This window comes from Gallaecimonas zhanjiangensis (genome assembly GCF_057624825.1).
On sequence record NZ_CM172603.1, the window covers coordinates 2,175,203 to 2,192,713 of the forward strand.

18 protein-coding genes and 2 tRNA genes are annotated in these 17,511 nt (G+C 59.1%); 6 read left to right on the forward strand and 14 right to left on the reverse strand.

Annotated elements, in window-relative coordinates; all coding sequences use genetic code 11:
* Positions 1-135: 135 nt before the first annotated feature.
* A tRNA-Pro gene (locus AC22G1_RS10350) sits at positions 136-212 on the forward strand.
* Here AC22G1_RS10350 and AC22G1_RS10355 read toward each other — a convergent pair.
* Positions 191-376, reverse strand: a complete 186-nt coding sequence (locus tag AC22G1_RS10355; protein WP_487313325.1) for a hypothetical protein — start codon at positions 374-376, stop codon at positions 191-193. The two genes, AC22G1_RS10350 and AC22G1_RS10355, sit on opposite strands and share 22 nt — an antisense overlap.
* A gap of 55 nt (positions 377-431) precedes the next feature.
* On the opposite strand from AC22G1_RS10355, the gene AC22G1_RS10360 reads away from it, so the two are divergent.
* The 3 genes from AC22G1_RS10360 to AC22G1_RS10370 all read left to right on the forward strand — a co-directional run bounded on the left by AC22G1_RS10360 (position 432) and on the right by AC22G1_RS10370 (position 1,686).
* Positions 432-953 (forward strand): P-loop nucleotide/nucleoside kinase family protein, encoded by a 522-nt coding sequence (locus tag AC22G1_RS10360; protein ID WP_487313326.1) that lies wholly within the window; start codon positions 432-434, stop codon positions 951-953.
* A 100-nt stretch (positions 954-1,053) separates the two neighbouring features.
* Positions 1,054-1,130, forward strand: a tRNA-Pro gene (locus tag AC22G1_RS10365).
* 94 nt (positions 1,131-1,224) lie between these two features.
* Positions 1,225-1,686, forward strand: a complete 462-nt coding sequence (locus tag AC22G1_RS10370; RefSeq protein WP_487313327.1) for a hypothetical protein — start codon at positions 1,225-1,227, stop codon at positions 1,684-1,686.
* Between the two features lie 42 nt (positions 1,687-1,728).
* On the opposite strand, the gene AC22G1_RS10375 is transcribed toward AC22G1_RS10370, so the two are convergent.
* From AC22G1_RS10375 to AC22G1_RS10390, 4 genes are all read right to left on the reverse strand, one after another.
* Positions 1,729-4,371 (reverse strand): putative bifunctional diguanylate cyclase/phosphodiesterase, encoded by a 2,643-nt coding sequence (locus AC22G1_RS10375; protein ID WP_487313328.1) that lies wholly within the window; start codon positions 4,369-4,371, stop codon positions 1,729-1,731.
* A 72-nt stretch (positions 4,372-4,443) separates the two neighbouring features.
* Positions 4,444-5,799, reverse strand: coding sequence for an FG-GAP repeat domain-containing protein (locus AC22G1_RS10380; protein WP_487313329.1), 1,356 nt, complete (start codon positions 5,797-5,799; stop codon positions 4,444-4,446).
* A 29-nt stretch (positions 5,800-5,828) separates the two neighbouring features.
* Entirely contained in the window at positions 5,829-7,034 is a 1,206-nt protein-coding gene (locus AC22G1_RS10385) for a DUF945 family protein (protein WP_487313330.1), read from the reverse strand.
* A gap of 131 nt (positions 7,035-7,165) precedes the next feature.
* Positions 7,166-9,355: a S46 family peptidase gene (locus AC22G1_RS10390; protein ID WP_487313331.1), complete on the reverse strand. Its 2,190-nt coding sequence runs from the start codon at positions 9,353-9,355 to the stop codon at positions 7,166-7,168.
* Between the two features lie 164 nt (positions 9,356-9,519).
* Between AC22G1_RS10390 and AC22G1_RS10395 the strand changes: the two genes are divergently transcribed.
* Positions 9,520-10,374, forward strand: a complete 855-nt coding sequence (locus AC22G1_RS10395) for a tetratricopeptide repeat protein (protein WP_487313332.1) — start codon at positions 9,520-9,522, stop codon at positions 10,372-10,374.
* Positions 10,375-10,398: 24 nt separating this feature from the next.
* Here the strand turns inward: AC22G1_RS10395 and AC22G1_RS10400 are convergent, their stop codons facing one another.
* From AC22G1_RS10400 to apbC, 6 genes are all read right to left on the reverse strand, one after another.
* Entirely contained in the window at positions 10,399-10,710 is a 312-nt protein-coding gene (locus AC22G1_RS10400; protein WP_487313333.1) for a putative signal transducing protein, read from the reverse strand.
* Positions 10,707-11,456, reverse strand: coding sequence for a lipase family protein (locus AC22G1_RS10405; RefSeq protein WP_487313334.1), 750 nt, complete (start codon positions 11,454-11,456; stop codon positions 10,707-10,709). The genes AC22G1_RS10400 and AC22G1_RS10405 overlap by 4 nt, the downstream gene beginning before the upstream one ends.
* A gap of 74 nt (positions 11,457-11,530) precedes the next feature.
* Positions 11,531-11,947: an alternative ribosome rescue aminoacyl-tRNA hydrolase ArfB gene (arfB, locus tag AC22G1_RS10410; RefSeq protein WP_050660044.1), complete on the reverse strand. Its 417-nt coding sequence runs from the start codon at positions 11,945-11,947 to the stop codon at positions 11,531-11,533.
* A 7-nt stretch (positions 11,948-11,954) separates the two neighbouring features.
* Entirely contained in the window at positions 11,955-12,542 is a 588-nt protein-coding gene (dcd, locus tag AC22G1_RS10415) for a dCTP deaminase (protein ID WP_050660045.1), read from the reverse strand.
* 9 nt (positions 12,543-12,551) lie between these two features.
* Positions 12,552-13,181 carry a uridine kinase gene (gene udk / locus AC22G1_RS10420; protein WP_417356485.1) on the reverse strand — a complete coding sequence of 210 codons (630 nt, stop codon included), beginning with the start codon at positions 13,179-13,181 and terminating at the stop codon, positions 12,552-12,554.
* A gap of 47 nt (positions 13,182-13,228) precedes the next feature.
* Positions 13,229-14,263 carry an iron-sulfur cluster carrier protein ApbC gene (gene apbC / locus AC22G1_RS10425; RefSeq protein WP_487313335.1) on the reverse strand — a complete coding sequence of 345 codons (1,035 nt, stop codon included), beginning with the start codon at positions 14,261-14,263 and terminating at the stop codon, positions 13,229-13,231.
* 181 nt (positions 14,264-14,444) lie between these two features.
* Here apbC and metG point away from each other — a divergent pair, with 181 nt between their 5' ends.
* The gene (metG, locus tag AC22G1_RS10430; RefSeq protein ID WP_487313336.1) at positions 14,445-16,454 is read left to right on the forward strand and encodes a methionine--tRNA ligase; all 2,010 of its coding nucleotides are present in this window, start codon (positions 14,445-14,447) and stop codon (positions 16,452-16,454) included.
* Between the two features lie 57 nt (positions 16,455-16,511).
* On the opposite strand, the gene AC22G1_RS10435 is transcribed toward metG, so the two are convergent.
* Genes AC22G1_RS10435 through AC22G1_RS10445 form a run of 3 tightly spaced genes read right to left on the reverse strand, consistent with a single transcriptional unit; the run spans position 16,512 to position 17,396 of the window.
* Positions 16,512-16,634, reverse strand: a complete 123-nt coding sequence (locus tag AC22G1_RS10435; RefSeq protein WP_487313337.1) for a hypothetical protein — start codon at positions 16,632-16,634, stop codon at positions 16,512-16,514.
* A 9-nt stretch (positions 16,635-16,643) separates the two neighbouring features.
* The gene (locus AC22G1_RS10440; protein ID WP_487313338.1) at positions 16,644-16,883 is read right to left on the reverse strand and encodes a hypothetical protein; all 240 of its coding nucleotides are present in this window, start codon (positions 16,881-16,883) and stop codon (positions 16,644-16,646) included.
* A 15-nt stretch (positions 16,884-16,898) separates the two neighbouring features.
* Positions 16,899-17,396: an acyl-CoA thioesterase gene (locus AC22G1_RS10445; protein WP_050660050.1), complete on the reverse strand. Its 498-nt coding sequence runs from the start codon at positions 17,394-17,396 to the stop codon at positions 16,899-16,901.
* Positions 17,397-17,511: the final 115 nt, after the last annotated feature.

The window sequence follows — 17,511 nt, forward strand, 5'->3', positions numbered from 1 at the left end:
CTTAGGCCCATCTCGGGCAAAAAGTCGCCAAACAGACCGTCAAGCACCAAACAGGGCTTGCATGAAAGGCGCGGATGAGTAAACTTGTCGGCGTTGCAAGGCAAGTCCCCACGCTTATTGCAACAACGTGGTCAACGGCGCGTAGCGCAGCCTGGTAGCGCACTGTCATGGGGTGTCAGGGGTCGGAGGTTCAAATCCTCTCGCGCCGACCATAACGGAAAAAGCCCTCGTCTAAAGACGAGGGCTTTTTCTTTATCTGCGCCTTGCCCGCCGCTTCGTTGCCGGGCATGCTGGGGGCATGACGTTTTTTGCCTTTTATTTCAGCCAGAAAATTATCGCCATTCCCTAAATGGCGGGCTGAACCTTGTCTTCCCAAACCCGCCTCGAAAGGCGGGTTTGTCGTTTTTCGGGGCCTTAATCAGGAGAGCGCCATGCCCCACCCACAATTGCACCTTTTTTGCGGCCATATCGGCTCGGGTAAATCCACCCTCGCCCGCCGTATCAGCGCCGAGCAGCATGCACTGCTACTGAGCGAAGACAGCTGGCTTGCCAACCTCTACGGGCCGCAGATGCGCACCCTGGCCGATTACGCCGCCTTCGCGCCCCGTTTGAAAGCCGCGCTCTTTGAGCATCTGCTTGCCCTGTTAAAGGCCAGCAATACCCTGGTGCTGGATTTTCCCATGAACACCCGCCAAAGCCGGGTCTGGGCGCGCCAGCTGATTGACGCCAGTAATGCCCGCCACCGGCTGCACTGGCTTGAGGTGCCCGAGGCCATTTGCCTTGAGCGGCTATTGGCACGAAACCGCCGGGCCGAGCACCCTTTTGCCCCCAGCGCCGAGCAATTTGCCGCGGTTTGCCGCTACTTCGAGCCGCCAAGCAGTGACGAGGGGTTTGACCTTTGCCATCACCCCTGGGCAAATTCCGGGCAGGACGCGCACAAAGCCAGCAGTTAAGCGCGAGGGCGCAAACTTTGCTTGCATCCAGAGCCCAGATCGGTGAGAGTAGCGGCCGCTGCATGGCAAGCCCCCACGCTTATTGCAGCAACGTGGTCAACGGCGCGTAGCGCAGCCTGGTAGCGCACTGTCATGGGGTGTCAGGGGTCGGAGGTTCAAATCCTCTCGCGCCGACCATAACGAAAAAGCCCTCATCGCAAGATGAGGGCTTTTTTCATGGCCCTTTTGCCGCCACACTGTCCCTTTCCCATTCTTAAGCGAGCAACCGCCCATGTCGCTGGTCCTTTGCCATATCGATGACAGCTTCTCCCACACCATGCTGCTGGAAAGAGGCAGTCAATATCAGCTCCTCGACGACGAAGAGGCCCTGCTCCACTACCTGACCGAAGATTACTTAGGGATGGTGGCCCACGCTGGCGAGCTGGACGAAGACCAGCAAGAGTCGGCCCGGGAGCGCTTTATTCAACTGGGCCAATTCATGGAAGGCCAGGCCCTGGCCGATGCCCTGAACGATCTCACCGTTGGCCTTCGCCGCATCGTTTATCTGGACACCCTTGACGCCCTTTGCGAGCAAAGCAGCCCCTTCGCCGACGCTCTTCGCCGCTTCTTCTGGGAGCAAGACGAAGACGGCGACGAAGACGACCCCACAGCCCCGGTACCCATGGACAGAGCAGACGATCTGTTGGCCGTGCTGGACGAGTTTTTGGTGGATGGTGAATACCGCCATATTTAACGAACAAAAAGGCCCCTGACCGTCAGGGGCCTTTTTGTTCGGTCAGGCCAGGGTGGCCGGCAGGGATTGAAGCTCTTCAAGCAAGGTGGGCTGATCTATGGCGTAGCCCTGGACCATGTCCACGCCCAAGCGTTTTAAAAGGGTCAGGGTTGTCTGATCGGTTACATACTCGGCGATGGTCACTTTCCCCAAGGCCCTTGCCAGCGAGGCAATGGTACGCACTGCCACCCGGTCAAAGTGGGTGTTCTTAATTTCCCGGATAAAGGCGCCGTCAATCTTGATGTGGTCAACCGGCAGCGCCTTTAAATACGACAAAGAGCTCATGCCCGAGCCAAAGTCGTCCAAGGACAAGGTGCAGCCCAGGGCCCGCAGCGCATCCATCAGCTCGGTGGCGTGGCCCAGGTGTTCGATAACAGCGGTTTCGGTGACTTCAAAGCACAACCGCTCTGGCGCCAAGTGACCCTCTTTGAGGGTGGCCAGCAGCCACTGGCAAAAACCTTGGTCAGAAAGCGACGCCCCGGAGAGGTTAAAGGCCAGGCGCTCGGCAGGCCTGGTGGCGAGCCAAGCAAGGCCCTTGGCGATCACGGCTTTATCCAGGGCCACCATCAGGCCGTAGCGCTCGGCGGCCGGAATAAAGCGCCAAGCCGGAATAAGCTCGCCGCTATCCCAAAGCCGCACCAGCACTTCCCGGTGCACCACCTTGGCCGGTTGTTCGGTTCTGGCAATGCTTTGTACCGCCAGCGCCAGGCGGTCTTCCGAGATGGCGCTTCGCACCTTTTCGGCCCAGACCATGGTCTCTTCACGGGCTTTGAGCCAGCCGTCGCCGTCGCGGTAGCACTGCAGGCGATCGCCTCCTGCTTCCTTGGCGGCGTAGGCGGCCATATCGGCAATACGCTTTAAGTCGGCGGTGTCGCTGGCGGCGCCAAAAGGCACCAGCCCCATGGAGGCGGTGACCGGGAAACGGTGCTCGCCCGCCACCACCGGCGCCTGTCGAAGGGCGTCAAGCAATTGCTGGCCTTGGCCGGGTAAATCCTCGCCGCTCAGTAAGATGCCAAATTCGTCGCCTCCCAAGCGGGCAATAAAGGCGCCAGGGGCCAGCCCTTCGCATAAGCGCTCGGCCACCCCCAGCAGCAGCTGGTCGCCTTTTTCGTGACCGAAACGGTCGTTTACCAGTTTGAACTGGTCCAGGTCCATCAGCAGCAGTGCCTGGCGGGCAGCGCCTTGCTGCCAGGCTTTGGTCAGGGCCTTGTCGAAGGCATAACGGTTGGCAAGGCCGGTCAAAGCGTCGTGGCTGGCCTGATGGCGAATGCGGCGCATCAGCTCTGCCTCATCCGTGACATCCCTCAGTAGCCCTTCAAACCCAAATTCGACCTTACTGAGCACCACTTCGATATGGCGCTCCACCTCTTTGATGCAAAGCGGCAGCTGCACCCGCACCGAGTCTTCGCCGTTATTAAGGCGCTGCTTGGCCTCACGCCAGCGCTGCTGGCCACGGAGCTGGCTAAATACCTCGCCGATGTCCTCGTTGCCAAAAAGCTCGGCCGCCCCTTTTGATAAAAACTCCGGCTCGCCGCGCTCATCCAGGCTGAACACCAAATGGCCCCTTAACCCTTCGATAAGCCGGCGGTATTTGGCTTCCCTGGCAGCAAGGTCGGCTTCGGCCAGTTTTAGTTGGGTGATGTCACGAACCGTGATGGCAAGGTTGCTTTTGGCCCGCACCCCTTGCAGGTGCAGGCTGCGCCCAGCAAGGGGCTCCAGGCTGGTAATGATGCTGTCACCAATGTCGAGCCCGGCCAGTTGGCCGGTCAAGGAGGGGGCAGCCAAGGCCTCGCAAAAGGCGCTTAAGGTCATGTCAGGCGCCGGGCTAACCAGCCGCACCGCAGAGTCGTTGTATTCGGCAAGGTGCCACTCGCCGCCGTCCGGGGTGAATACCAGCAAGCCATCGACCGACGCCTTGGAAGCGGCCTGGAAAATACCGCGGCTGCGGTTTAGGGCCCAGGCCCTTTTTAACGAAAAGTGCATCAGTACCGACAGCATCAGCGCCACCACCATGGCGCAGCCCAGCATCAGGTACAAGTGGCCATTAAGGCCGGCGCTGGGTGAGAGTTGTAGCTGTAGGTTTTTGTTAAACCAAATAAAAGGCTCGCGGATGGTCACTTCACCGGGGTGGCCAAGGGCGTAGACCGCCTGCTCATCTAGCCGCACCGAGGCGGCAAAACCGGTGGCAAGGGCGCTGTCGATGATGGTGGGCAGCACCTGGCAAAGGGCGATGCCGTAGCGAATAGCGCCAAGGCGCGCATTGATGGGTTCGCTCCCCCATAGCCACTGGCAACCTTGGGGCACCTTTTCCTGGCGGGCGATACGCAGAGCGCCGCTGCCGTCCACCCAGGCCAGATACCCCAGCCCCGGCAACATGTTTTGCAGGTTGCCCGCTTCCTGGGCAAACCAGTTCTCGGTATTGGGGTGGGTTTCGGGCCACACCGAAGCGAGCTGCTTGATGGCAGCCTGGCGTTCGGTGGCAAAGGTTTTGAGGCGCTCGCGAATTTGCAGGGCCAGGATATGGGTTTGTTGGCGCTGGTGGGCCCGGCTTTGCTCTATGACCCAATAGCCGGTACTGCCCAGCAAGGTCCAGAGAAACAGCAGCAGTGCCACAGGCAGCAGGCGATGGGGAGTAAGGCCAGACACGGTTAAGGCTCAGGCTTGTTCTTTACCGAAAAAGCTTACCCCCGCTTAATGACAACCCGGTGACAAATCCCCTTAAGGCCCAGTGGCGGCGGCGTCCAGCTTGTCGGCAAGGACCAGGATATGGGTTTGGTCGCTATCACTTGGCCCCGGCAAAATCGCCAACCAGCCCTTGCCCTGCTGCCAGCGGCTACCATCCTTGGGTAGCGGCAAGGTCAGGCTGCCATCGCGCTTGAGGCGGCCATCGCTAAAGCGATAAAGCGCCAGTTTATTTTCGCCATCCTTGATGGCAAAGAAGGTGCCTCCGGCGAGCTCGGTGGCGGCCATCAGCGGAATGCTGAATTCGCCGCTGCCAAGGGATACGTCCATGTCCGCGTCGATACCGTCATCCAAGGCCACCAGGGTGCGCCCGTCCAGGCGGCGAATATCCAGCGCCACCGACACCGAACCGGTCAACAGCGCCGAGACTATCTTGCCAACCCCCAGCTTTACCGACGGGGTGTATAAATCCATATGGCCGTCGCCATCTAAGTCTTGGCGGTTGAGCTTGAACACCACGCCCTGGGTGTTGAGCGCCGTGTCGGGGGCGACCGCAAAGCCCAGGCCATTGGCGGTTTTGATGCCAAAGCGCACCTCAAAGGACTGGTTTTGGTCTAAAAGGCTTTTCGATTGCACGCTGGAGACAATCAAATCACTCAAGCCATCGCCATCAAGGTCGGTCACCGAGGCAATGGTACGAATGCGCAGCTTTTCAAAGTCTTCGCCGTCGTTAACCCGTAGCAGCCGCTTGGCGAGCGGGGTCAGGTTAAGGGCCGGGGCAAAGGCCAGGGGCCGGCTTTCAAAGCCCCCTCCCTTGGCCAGATAAAGGCTCAGGCCGTTGTCGTCTTCCACCAACAGATCAGGCTTGCCGTCCAGGTTAATGTCGGCCAGAAACAAAGCCTTGGCGCTGTAGCTGGGGTCGCCCTGGCGAAGCTCCATAAAGGCCGAAACCGGCAAGGTGCTGACCAGCGTCAGCCCGCTTTCAGACGCGCTAAAGACCCGCAGCGCATCAAAGTCCGGCACAAACAGGCGGTTGCCCTGGCACCAATCAACCTTGTGGAGCTTTTTAGGGGCGACGCTTCGCCAGATGCTGGGGGCGCTGCCAAGGGCTTTGGGGCCGCTGGCCGTGCCTAGGAAGATTTGGTCGCGGGCAAAGAGCAGCAGGCGGCCGTCGTCCAGGGTGCAAAAGCGGTCACCGTCTTTGGGAAGCGCCATCAAGGCGGCCTGCCAGTTTTTGGTATTCACCCGAGTCAGGCTGCGCTTATCTTGGCTGTTGCCGGCCAGATACAAAAAGTCCCCGGCTTGCTGCCAGGCACCGTTGGCCGGTGCTGGCAACGCCAGGGACACCCATTGCACGGCTCGGACGGGAAGGCAGGCGACGAGCAGCAACATTCCCCATACCTTCGCCATGGCCGAGCTCCTTATAAGGCTTTCATCAAGGGCTGCTGGTTTAAGGTCAGCAACTTGTCGGCCACCTTGAAATCAAGGCCCAGGCCGCCGGACTCTTCACGCACCCAGCCGCGCTGGGCCAGCACGTTGAGGGTGTCGGTATCCAGAGACGCCAGCTCGCCAAAATGGCGCGGCACCACCAATTTCAGCTCCCCTTGGCTGGCAGCCAGGAAGCTCTCGATGCTGTCTACGGTACCGGCTTTGAGCGCCAGTTGGCCACGGCCAATGAGCTTGCCGTTTACCGAGTCGAGGCTTAAATCGTCCAGTTGCAGTTTACCGCCGCCAGAGAGCAGCGCGCCAAGGGCCGTACTGAACTGGCTGCGGGCTTCTGCGTCGCCGGTCAGGCCGATACCCAGGGCGCTTAGCAGCAGTTTATCCAGGGCGTGGTTATTGACCGACTCCATGGCCAGGGCAAGGTCGAGATGGCTAAAAGGTTCGCGGTTGAATTTTGCTTCTTCGGCCTGCAGCCGCCCCTTGGTGAGCTTGTCGCTGTCGGTGCCTTTGAAGGTCATGCCCGAGAGGCCAACAAAATGCTCGCCGGTGTAGGTAACGGCGCCCAACTGGCCGTCAAAGTGGCCATCATCGCCCTGCCCTTCTTTTTTGAGCTTGACCCCGGACAGCACCAGGCGACCTTCCGGGCTTTTGGCCTCCATGCCGTTCCAGTTAAAGCTTTGCTGCCAATGCTGTTGGCTATGACTGGCGCTGAAGGTCAAAGGGTAGAAGTTGAGCAGCTCGCCGTCTTGCTGCCAGCTCGCCATACCTACCCGGCCCTTGAGGCTTTGGGTGCCCCAGATCCAGTGGTGGCCTTCGACTTTCAGTGCAATGTCTGAGCCGAATAAGGCTTTGAACGGCGCACTTTTCTTGTCCCAGGCGATGGCGGTGCTGCTGGCCACTTGCCATGGCCACACCTGGAACTGGTGCACCAGCACCAGGCTGTCGGGCAGGCCCCGCTCTGCGAGGCTCGCTTTGAGTACCGGATCGGTCACGCTGAGTTTGGTTTTGGCACGAGGAGCAAACAGGCTGGATTCAAAGTCCAGGCTCTTGGCGCTGATACCCGGATGCGCCGATAAGCTGTTTACCCACTTGAGGTATTCTTTTTGGGTCTGGCTGCCCAGCAACAGGCTGCTTCCCGCCGCTGCCACCACCAGCAAGGCTCCCACAATAAGTGTTTTCTTCAACGTCCTAATTCCCTGTTTTTACGCCGTTTATTACGGTCTACTTGGTTACGGGAACATGTTACTGCAATGTAAAGCCTTAAGTACAGATAGAAAAAACCCGGGACAAGCCCGGGTTTTCTCTGTTTTGGCTGTCAGAGATCGTCTGGCAGGTTAACGATGGTCATTTCCTGCAACAGGTTGTCGGCACCGTCCAACTTATCCATCACCCACAGCATGTAGCGAGTATCGAGGTGGATGGAGCGGGTATTGGGGGTGAAATCCCAATCGGAGTTAATGGAGTCGTAGGTGCCGTCAAACAGGAGGCCTACCAACTGGCCTTTGGCGTTGAGGGTGGGTGACCCCGAGTTGCCGCCGGTGGTGTCCACGGTAGACAAAAAGTTGACCGGCACCGAGTCCAGCGCCTGCACGTAGTAAGGCCCAAAATCCTGATCGGCAATGGCATCAAGCTCGGCTTTGGGGGCGTTAAAGGGCACCTTGCCGGTGTTCTTGGCGACAATGCCCTTCAAGGTGGTAAAGGGCACGTAATAAGAGACGCCTTTGGGGTTGTAATGGGCGCCGTCTTCATCGCCTCTGATGGTGCCAGGCGCCGGGGTATAACCCTTGACGTGGCCATAGGTTACCCGCAGCGACGAGTTGGCGTCGGGGTAGACCAGCTCGCCCAGGCTTTGCTTGTAGGCAATCAGCGCGTCCATGTATTGCGGGCGCAGGCTCAAAAAGCGCCCGTCGCGGTCTTTCTCGGCATCGTCCAAGGCTTTGAGGGCCGGGTAGCTGGCCACCGCCAGGCGAATGAAGGGATCGCTGCTCTTTTCAAAGTCCGCCGGGGGTTTATCTACCCAGGCCAGGCGCTTGGCGCTGTCGGTAAGCTCGGTGCCGGCGTAAAAGCCGTCCACCGCTTTGGCCGCATCGCTGCCAATGGCGCTGTCTACCGCGCCGATGCGCTCTTCTTTGGGCAGGCTTTCGTAGCCTTTGAGGCCGTCTAGCCACAGCGCTTTGTCTACGGTAACCGCAAAGCGGCGGTCCATGGCGTTAAGGCTACCCAGCAGGCGGTCTTTGTCGCGGTTTTGGTAACCGGCTTCACGCTCGGCGTCGGGCTTTTGCTGCTCCAGCGACCAGCGATAAAGCCGGTAGGCGGTGGCAAAGAGCTGGCTGTCCATCACGCCGCGGCGCTTAAACTGGGCAAGGTCGGCCTTTTGCTGCTCGTCTATCAAGGCGCCCAAGTCGCTAAGGGCCTTGCCGTAGCGGCTTTCGCGGTCGGGGTCTGCACTAACCCAGCGGTTAAGCTCGGCCTCGAGCTTCACTTTTCTTACCACCAAATCGCTTTTGGCAAAGCCGTCCAACTGGCCTTCAAAATTCTTGGCGTAGTTTTTCAGGCCCTGGCGATAGGAAGCATATTTGATGCAATCCCCCTCTTCAGCGGTGCAGGCCTTGCCGATCAGCTCGTTAAGGTGGGCCAGGCGCTTTTGCATGGCCGGGTAGTAATCCTTGATGGCAAAACGCACTTCTTCGCTGGTGCGATAGCGGTTGGTGGAGCCCGGGTAGCCGGCCACCATCACAAAGTCATCGGCCGAGACCCCGGCACCGTCGATGGTCAAAAAGGATTTAGGGTGGTACGGCACGTTGTCGGCGGCGTAATCGGCCGGCTTGCCGTTTTTATCCACATAAGCGCGGTAGAAGGAGAAATCCCCGGTTTGGCGGGGCCACATCCAGTTGTCGATGTCGCCACCGAAGACGCCAATGGCTTCAGCCGGGGCATAGACCAGCCGCACGTCTTTGATTTCCATCTGTTTAAGCAGCCAATACTGGGCGCCGCCGTAGTAGCTGAAAACGTTGCAGCGATAACCGGGGCTCGACTCGCAGGCCGCGACCAGGGATTTTTCCTTGTCTTCCAGGGCCTGGTAACGGGCGCTACCGGTTTTGTCGCCAAGGGCGCTACTGACCGCAGCGCTGACATCGGTCATGGATTCGGTGACCCAAATGCGGGTGCCGGGGGCGGCCGGTTTTTCCTCGCCCAGGGTCTGGGCCAGGAAACCGTCGGTAATGAGGTTATGCTGCTCGGTGCTGTTGTATTGCAGGCTGCCGTAAGCGCAGTGGTGATTGGTGACCACCAGCCCCTTGGGGGAAACAAAAGAGGCTGTGCAGCCACCGAGGCTTATCACCGCATTCATGGGGGCTTTACCTAAATCAGCCAGATCTGCCGGGTTGAGCTTAAGGCCGGCCGACTTGAGGGTATCGGCCATTTGGGGCAATTGGCTCGGCATCCACATGCCTTCATGGGCCAGCGCCGAGGCCGACAACAAGGCCAGGGGCAGTAACCGTTTCATTCTTCTTCTCCCTGATTGTTATAGTATCACCTCGACATTGCCCCAAAGATCGGAAGCTGGCAAGGCAGATGCGACAAACGCAAGGGTAACGGACACCACCTGCCCTTGCATTCTGCCAACGAGCCCCCATATTGCACAGCATCACCCAAAGAAAAAATGTCTTTATGAGCCAGTACATAGTCGACGTCACCACCGAAAATTTTCAGCAAACCCTGCTGGATGCTTCCTTCACGCAGCCGGTCTTGGTGTTCTTCTACGTTAACGGGCATGAGCCCTGCGACAGCCTCGCCCCGGTATTGAGCCAACTGGCGACGGACTACCAGGGCGGCTTTGTGCTGGCCAAGGTTGATTGCGACGCCCAGCAGATGCTGGCCGCCCAGTTTCAAATTCAAGCCGTGCCGACCCTCTACTTGCTAAAAGAAGGCCGCCCAATCGACGGCGTGGCTGGCCCGCAGACCCAAGAGAGTGTCCAGCAGCTGCTGGACAAACACCTGCCGGCCCCCCTGGACCCGGACTTTGAAGAAGCCCTTGCGTTACTGGAAGCCGGCAAGGCCGCAGAGGCCATTGCCAAGCTGACCCAAGCCATGGCCAACGCTCGCGATCCGCACCCGGTAAAACTGGCGCTTATTCACGCCTACTTGCAGGAAAACCGCCTGGACGAGGCCGAAGCGCTGCTCGGCAGCATCGCCATGAAAGACCAAGACGCTGACTACAAAGGGCTTCTCTCTGAGTTGCAGCTGAAAAAGGATGCCGCCGACACCCCCGAGATCCGCGCCCTGGCCGACGCCCTGGCCCAGGCGCCAGAGGACGACAGCCTGCGCCTGAAACTGGCGGTGCAGCTGCACGCCGCCGGGCGTAACGAGGAAGCCCTCGATAGCCTGATGACGGTGCTGAAAAAGGATTTGAACTTCCAGAACGGCGAAGCCAAGAAAACCTGCCTGGATATCTTGGCCGCCCTTGGCCAGGGTAACGCCCTTGCCGCCAAGTACCGGCGCCAGCTCTTTAGCCTGCTGTATTGAAAAAGGCGCCGGTTGGCGCCTTTTTTATCCCGCTTTTTTCGGGGCCTGGCAGTGCCAGCACAGCTCAAAGGCGCTGCCGTTATGCTCGCCGCATTGGCCGCAATACCAGTCCTGGCCGCTGTGGTTGAAATATCCCTCCAGCACCGCTTGGGCCTCCATCAGGTGGTAGCTGAAACACCACAGCCGTATATGCTGCACATCGGCCGGTAGATCCCCCACCCCGCCCATCAACAGATCGCTGTCGAGCCGCACCTTGATGCCCTCACCGGCAAGCAGGCCTTGCAGCAGATGGGCCTCCAAGGTGTTGGTGGCGGTGTAAAGCAGGGTCTCACTCACGATTTGCTCCCCAGGCTCAGTAGCTGGTATTCGTCTACCGCGTGTTCTGCGATGTCTTTCATATCTTTAGCAAAAAGCCACTGGCCATGGTAGTGGCAACGATCCCAAAATCCATCCCACCAGGGCTGGCCACCGCCAAGGTGTAACCTGCCTGTGGCGTCGAAGTAACTCAACTGGCCACCATGGCGATAGCCAAAGCAGCGCGGCGGTAGCCGGGTTATCACGTCCTCGTCGTTCACCACCCGCCAGTAACGCTCACCCAAGAGCGCCTCCATGGCGCCCGCCAGTTGGTTGTCAAAGACCCGGGGGCTGCCAAAGGTGCAAAGGCCGGTGAGCTCGATGTCTTCATTAAGGGCAAGCTCGGCAGCCAGCACCGAGGCCACGGCGCCGCCCAGGCCATGGCCACAAAGCCACAGGGCCATGCCGGAGCGAAGCTCTTTGGCCAGTACCGGCCTGATGCGGGGCAGCAGCTCTTGGGCCTGGCGCAAAAAGCCCTGATGAACCCGGCCAAGGGGCGGCCAGGGCACCAGCTGCGCGCTAAGGTCAGTGGCCCAGTCCCGGGTGTTGGCCTCAAGGCATTGCACCACCAGGATAAGGTGATGGCGGGTGGCTTCGATACCAATGCGGGTATTGCCCTGGGTAAGCACCGGGCCGTGAAAGAGCTGCTCGCTCAGCTCGGCGCTCAAGGTGCTCAGGTGTGCCAGGTTGGCACGGCTTAAGTGCTGGGGATGGTTGTAAAAACTCACGGCGGCATCCTCCTGGTCATTTGCAATGACCATAGCCGCCTTTTAGCTACTGTTCCAAACCGCCGCCCAGGCGGTTAATCGACACGGACCTTGCCCCGTTTGGCCTTCACGTCGCCCCGGCCCTTTTTGCTTTGAATGCGCCGCTCTTTGGAGGCGCGGGTGGGGCGGGTGGCATGGCGCACCTTGGGGCGAATACCGGCCTGCTCAATCAAGGCCTTAAGCCTCTCAAGCGCCACTTCGCGGTTCATATGCTGGGAGCGGTGCTCCTGGGCTTTGATCACCACCAGCGGCCCGTGCACCAGGTGCGAACTCATGCGCCTGAGCCCGTCCTTGTAGTGGTCGGGCAGGCTCTGGGAGTCTTCGAAATTGAATTTAAGCAGCACCGACGAGTCAGTGGTGTTGACGTGCTGGCCGCCGGCGCCTTGGGCGCGCTGGGCCGAAAACTGCAGTTCATGGGCCGGGATAGTAACCCGGCCGGATATCTCGAGCATGGGCTCCTTACTTACTGTCCTGGTCTATCCGGCTGGCCACCGCGCCTTGTTGATCCTTGTATTTGGCATCAACACGCTTGTTATAGGGGCGAGCCGCCGGGGCGGACAGGGTTTCAAAATTCAAAGCACCGATCTTCATATGCGGGCGCAGGGCCAGGGGCAGTTTGCCGGAGTTGTAGAACTCCAGCACGATGCGCCCAGACCAGCCTGGGTCGATACGGTGGGCGGTTACGTGCACCATCAGCCCCAGGCGCGCCAGGGAGGAGCGGCCATCGAGCCAGCCGACGATGTCATCAGGCAAGGTGACCGACTCATAGGTCACCGCCAGGGCCAGCTCGCCGGGGTGCAGGAAGAAGGCTTCGCCTTCGGGAATAACGATTTCATCGCTCATCACCCGCTCAAGGGCGGCGTTGACCTGGCTGCGCGGGCCGGACAAATCGATAAAAGGGGCGGTGTAGCCGTTAAATACGCGAAATTTGTCACCCAGGCGCACATCGACACTCACCCCGCTGATGGCGTCTTTGCCCGGCGGCGGCTCAATCACGATACGGCCGTCGGCCAGGTATTCTTCGATATGGGTATCACACAAACGCATGGCATATTCCTACAGATGCTGGCGGATCTTGGCTTTAAGCATGTCGATGGCGATACGGTTCTTACCGCCCCGGGGCACTATGATATCCGCATATTGCTTGGATGGCTCAATGAACTGCAAGAACATGGGGCGCACCGTCTCCATGTATTGCTTGAGCACCGATTCCATGGTCCGGCCCCGGTCTGCCACGTCCCGCTGCAGGCGGCGCATCAGGCAGATATCCAGGGGCGCGTCGACAAACACCGAGGCTTGCAGCATATCCCGAAGCGGCTTGTAGGACAGCAGCAGAATGCCTTCGAGGATGATCACCTTCTTGGGGGTGACGGTATGGGTGCTGGTCTTGCGGGTGTGCTCTTCGTAGGAATACTCGGGGATCTCTACCGCCTGGCCGTCTTTAAGGGCTTGGAGGTGTTTCACCAGCAAGTCGTGCTCAAAGGCCTGGGGGTGGTCGTAGTTGGTTTTAACCCGCTCTTCCATGGACAGCTGGCTCTGGTCCCGGTAATAGCTGTCTTCGGTGATAACAGCGATTTCCTCTCGCCCCACTTCTGCCTTGAGTTCATTAAAAATGGTTCTTGCAATCAATGACTTGCCTGATGCTGACGCACCAGCGATACCGATAATGACACAAGGGTTTTCCATGGGGCGCTGTCCCTTAATTGGTTGCCTGGCAAAAAATTGCGGCGAGTCTACACCATTTTGACGTCGATGGGGGCCGGGGGCACCGGTCTTTTCAGCATCTCTCCCAGTAGCTTCCTGGCCAGTTGCAGGTAGTTGTGGGCATCGTCCCCTGACGGGTCACTCAATACCACCGGCTGGCCGGCATCGGTGTGGTGGCGGATGTTAAGGGTCAAAGGAATGGTGCCAAGCAGCGCCACGCCTTTTTCTTCGGCCAGGCGCACCCCACCGCCATCGCCAAACAACGGCTCATGGTGGCCACATTGGCTGCAGCGGTGATAGCTCATGTTCTCTACCAGCCCCAAAACCGGGGTATTGACCTTCTCAAACATGGCCATGCCTTTGATGGCGTCGCTCAGGGCCAAGTCTTGCGGGGTGGTGACAATCACGGCGCCGGTGAGCGGCAGCTTTTGCGACACCGTCAGCTGGATATCGCCGGTGCCGGGGGGCATGTCAATCAGCAGCACATCCAGCTCTGGCCAGTGGGTCTCATTCACCAGTTGCATCAGAGCAGTGCTGGCCATGGGGCCGCGCCAGACGGCGGCGTCGCTGTCGTCCACCAGATAACCGATGGACTGGGTGTAAAGCCCCAGGGCTTCGATGGGGTACATGGTCTTGCCGTCGGGGCTATCCGGGTGCTGGCCACGGGTGCCCACCATGATGGGAAGCGACGGGCCGAAGAGGTCGGCGTCCAGCACCCCTACCTTGAGCCCCAGCTCTTTGAGGGCCAGGGCTAAGTTGATGGTGGTGGTGGATTTACCGACGCCCCCTTTGCCAGAGGCAATGGCAATCAGGTTTTTGACCTTACCCAGGGGTTTACCAAAGGCCGGCAAGGCGCCTTCAAGATGTAAGGTGCGCCCGGCCAGTACCGGTTTTAAGGCTTCTTCGAGCTCTGAGGCGAAGGCATCAACAGGGTAAGGCAGGCGCAGCGCCAGACGCTCGGGCTCGTCTTCAACGCTAAGGGCCAGCGCCGCCAGCGCCAGCCCCGAGAGGGGGCAACGGATGTCATTGAGGTTTGGCTGCGGCTTGTTTTGAAAAAAACGCATGGCGGTTCAAGGTGTTGGGTAGTCACCACAGTCTAGCACCGGGGCCTTTGCCTTGGCAGCGCAGCGGCGCTTTTAAAGTGCTTGGCTTTCAGCACATTGGCCCCGAACTTGAGTTCAATGAGCCTTAAATTTGGCGTAAACTGTCGCCCTTCAATCATCCAAGCAATCAAGAGCGATAAAGATGGCTACTTCGCGCCGCATTCTGGTTACCAGCGCCCTGCCCTATGCCAACGGGCCTATTCACCTGGGCCACATGCTGGAATATATCCAGACCGATATCTGGGTCCGTTTTCAAAAGCTGCGTGGTTTTGAGACCTACTATGTCTGCGCAGACGATGCCCACGGCACCCCGATCATGCTCAAGGCGCGCGAGCAAGGCATCACTCCCGAAGAGATGATTGCCAAAACCAACATCGAGCACCAGGCCGATTTTGCCGAGTTCCTGATTGGTTTTGACCAGTACCACAGCACCCACAGCGATGAAAACCGCGAGCTGTCGGCGATGATTTATAACCGCCTCAACGACGGCGGCTACATCAAAACCGAAACCATCTCCCAGCTGTTCGACCCGCAAGAGCAAATGTTCCTGCCGGACCGTTTTGTCAAAGGCACCTGCCCCAAATGCGGCGCCGAAGACCAAAACGGCGACAACTGCGAAGTGTGCGGCGCCACTTATCAGCCCACCGATCTTAAAGATCCCAAGTCGGTGGTGTCTGGCGCTACCCCGGTACTGAAAGACTCGGTGCATTACTTCTTCGACCTGCCCGCCTTTGGCGACATGCTCAAGGCCTGGATAAGCTCCGGCTCCTTGCAAGAAGAAATGGCCAACAAGCTCCAGGAATGGTTCGAGCAGGGCCTGGCCCGCTGGGACATCTCCCGCGACGCGCCTTATTTTGGCTTTGAGATCCCCGGCGCCCCCGGCAAGTATTTTTACGTGTGGCTGGACGCCCCCATCGGCTATCTCGCCTCCTTCAAGGCCCTTTGCGACAAAACCGGCCTCGATTTCGACGCCTTCTGGAAAGCCGACTCCGACGCCGAGGTGTATCACTTCATCGGCAAGGACATCATCTACTTCCACAGCCTGTTCTGGCCTGCCATGCTCGACGGCGCCGGCCTTCGCAAGCCCACCAACGTCTTTGCCCACGGCTATGTCACCGTCAACGGCGCCAAGATGTCGAAATCCCGTGGCACCTTTATCAAGGCCCGCACCTATCTCGACCATCTGGACCCGGAATACCTGCGTTATTACTACGCCGCCAAGCTCTCTAACCGCATCGACGACCTGGATTTGAACCTCGAAGACTTCACCCAGCGGGTGAACTCCGACTTGGTGGGTAAACTGGTCAATATCGCCTCGCGCACCGCTGGCTTTATCGCCAAGCGTTTCGACGGCAAGCTGGCCGATAGCATCGACACCACCCTCTTTGACGAATTCGTCGCCAAGAGCGACGACATTGCCAAAGCCTTTGAAGGCCGCGAGTTTGGCCGCGCTGTGCGCGAGATCATGGCACTCGCCGACAAGGCCAACGTCTACATCGCCGACACCGCCCCCTGGGTGCTGGTGAAAAACGATGACACCCTGGGTGAGGCCCACCAGGTCTGCACCCTGAGCCTGAACCTCTTTAAAGTGCTGGTGACCTACCTCAAGCCGGTACTGCCAGAGCTTGCCAAGAAAGTGGAAAACTTCCTCGGCGTGGAGCTGCGCTGGGACAACCGCGGCGAGCTGCTGGTGGGCTGCGCCATCAACCCCTTCCAGGCGATGATGAGCCGCATCGAGCCGGCCAAGGTTGAAGCCATGGTGGAAGCCTCCAAGGAGAGCATGGCCAAAAAGGTAACCGGCCCCCTGGCGGATGACCCCATCAGCCCTGAGATAAGCTATGAGGATTTCGCCAAGATTGACCTTCGCATCGCCCGCATTGCCAAGGCCGAGCACGTTAAAGGCGCCGACAAGCTGCTGCGTCTGGAGCTGGACTTGGGCGGCGAAACCCGCCAGGTGTTTGCAGGCATCAAATCGGCCTACGCCCCGGAAGAGTTGGAAGGCAAGCTCACGGTGATGGTGGCCAACCTGGCGCCCCGCAAGATGAAATTTGGCATGAGCGAAGGCATGGTGCTGGCCGCCGGCCCCGGCGGCAAAGACTTGTGGGTACTGAGCCCGGACGACGGCGCCCAGCCCGGTATGCGCGTTAAATAACGCCAATTAAAAAACCGCCCTTTGGGGCGGTTTTTTATTGACGGAGCATTTCTCCAGTTAAGGGCCGGGATCAAAACTGCAAAAAGCAAAGTCGTCGCCGCAGCAGCCTTTGCCGCAGGCCAACACCTCGCCGTCATCAAAGTAGACAATACCGCCAAAATCAAAGGTAAAGGACCGCATCTGGCCACCCTACATCACCTGCCCTTTAACCGAACAGCCGGTGCTGGCGTAATGGTCGTGAAGGCTCTGGGGATCTACCCATTGGCCCTTATCCAATACCCGGCGGATATCGGCAAGGTTCGGCGTCTGGCATTGGTAGTGGTTGAGATCCGACAGGGCTAAATCAGAGCCTATAGGCCCAAACTCTCCAGCATCATTTGCCCGACATCCACAAATCGCCAACAACGCCAAGGTAAAAAGGTATCGCATCCGTGCCTCTGTCTTTTACAGCTCCAGCTGCTGCACTTCCTTTTTAATGGCGTCGTGGGCGGCTTCCTGCTCTTGCAGCAGTTTGCGGCGCAGCTTGGCGGCTTCGAAACGCTGTTTTTCTTCTTCTGATTGCGGCACCAGCGGCGGCACGGGAATGGTGTTGCCGTTATCGTCCATGGCCACCATGGTGAAGTAGCAGCTGTTGGTGTGGCGCACCACCCGGTTGCGGATATCCTCGGTCACCACCTTGATGCCCACCTCCATGGAGGTGCGGCCGGTGTAATTGACCGAGGCCAAAAAAGTCACCAGTTCGCCGACGTTAATGGCCTGGCGAAACATAACCCGGTCTACCGACAGGGTTACCACATAGCTGCCAGCGTAACGACTGGCACAGGCGTAGGCCACTTTATCAAGGTACGACAGCAACTCGCCGCCATGGACCTTGCCGGAAAAATTGGCCATATCCGGTGTCATCAGCACCGACATGCTCAACTGGTGATCGCGAAATTCCATCAGTCACTAACCTCTGCGTATTCTTGAGCTGAAGATAACAGTAAGGGCAGGCACCAACCAGCCTTGCAGCGACTTAACAGACCAGTTTCTGTTAGCGATTACGAAAATGTTTTCT